2 protein-coding genes are annotated in these 1,537 nt (G+C 51.5%); both read right to left on the reverse strand.

All coding sequences use genetic code 11. The annotated features are described in order from the left end of the window. Nucleotides 1-822 (reverse strand): hypothetical protein (locus A6F49_RS14680; RefSeq protein WP_150119533.1); only part of this gene is annotated, 822 nt, incomplete at its 3' end. After that, nucleotides 803-1,537, reverse strand: a 735-nt coding sequence (locus A6F49_RS14685; RefSeq protein WP_150119534.1) for a helix-turn-helix domain-containing protein, incomplete at its 5' end; no start/stop codon positions are given. The genes A6F49_RS14685 and A6F49_RS14680, both read right to left, overlap by 20 nt.

Genomic DNA, 1,537 nt, shown 5'->3' on the forward strand with positions numbered 1-1,537 from the left:
TGTCAGAGCTTTGCGAGCGGTATTGCGGCTATCGGTATAGAAGAAGATCTGGTCTATCTTATGATCCGCTAATTTGGGATTTAATGTCACGATATTCTCCATGGCATGGGTCTTCAACCTCATGTTGGCCTGATTGGCAACTACCATGATCAGTGCCCCGTCAAGACACGTAGCGGCACGGGTAGAGGCGGGTTTTCCGGTGAACCGCTCGGCTGCAATAATCATCTCACGAGGCACAATAATGTCCTGAAAGGCCCCAAATCGCAGTCTGAGTCGATCGTCGCTCAAAGTATGAGGATAAACGATCAGAGCTGCGATGAAACCGAAGAGCCAGATCAGGCCCAGCAGCCCTACGATGAGTACAAGAGTTCTTACCCACCCCGCAGGTATGAGCATGTGAAGCCCGAAAGCAACGACACCATCGACAACTGTAATGACTGCAAGCATGGGCACCAGTGGGCCTGAATATGGCAAGGCAACCTCATGTTGTTTCACATCGCGGCGTCCGGTCAGCAGCATCCCAATGGCTCTTAGCAACAAAATATCGTGCCTCAAGGCACGAGCGACGAGGTTGGGGAAGAACTCTGACATAACGTTCTCCAGCGCAAACGACAATTCTGTGCCGGAGCGCCTTGCAGCGGAGACAGCCTTGGCAATGACCCAAAACTCAAATATGACGAATATCAAGAGGGAGACTTCAACCAAAATCACCACCCAGACAGCCGATACTAAGTCCAAGACTCCGCTGAAGAGGAGTACAAGCTCGACAACAATCACTAAAGGTAAGACCGTGCCCAGAATTTTACGGAGTTTCTTCATCACTAAGTCTCCTGTTCACGGGTCCCTCGTGGGATGAGATGCGCGCCAAGAGTTGATGCATAACGCTGCGCTGCGCTGATGACAGCTGCTCCATCAGCGCATGCACGAGCGGGTGTGCGGTATCCGACTGGCTAACAACAAGCTGGTCAAGGTATTCGTGTGGAATGAGCTGCCAGATCCTTTCAGCAAACACACCAATGCGTGGATCATCTGCTGGGCTGGTACCCAATGCATCAAACTCAGCATAGGCGGTGGCCAACGATTGAGCATCTTCAGGGTCGGACAGTATGCGGTTCCATAAATCTGACCACTCCTGGGCCGCCTCTTCTGGTACTGCACTCATCATAGTGTGTTCCAATTGGAATGTCGGACCATAAGCCCCCAGAGCACGCAATTGAACAAAAACTCCACGTGACGGAGCGGTGTCCATTTCGCTGAGAGAGCTAAGTTCTTCGCTGTTGAGCAGAGCTTGTAAGCGCTTACGCATCGCAGCTATTGATTGCTGCTGTACCTCAAGATCTTGATCAAGCTCAATGAGCACATCGCGCAGTCCTTGTTCTTGCCCTCGCTGAAGAACCTCACGAATGCTAGAAACGCTAAGGCCTAACTCTCGGAGATGTCGGATCCTCAGTAACAGTGTCAGATCGGCAATCGTATAACGCCGGTATCCATTCGAGTCCCGAGAAGGTTCCGGCAATAAACCCTCGTGATGATAATG

Origin of the sequence: Enteractinococcus helveticum (assembly GCF_001657475.1) — a bacterium.
In the GTDB taxonomy this organism is placed as follows: domain Bacteria; phylum Actinomycetota; class Actinomycetes; order Actinomycetales; family Micrococcaceae; genus Yaniella; species Yaniella helvetica.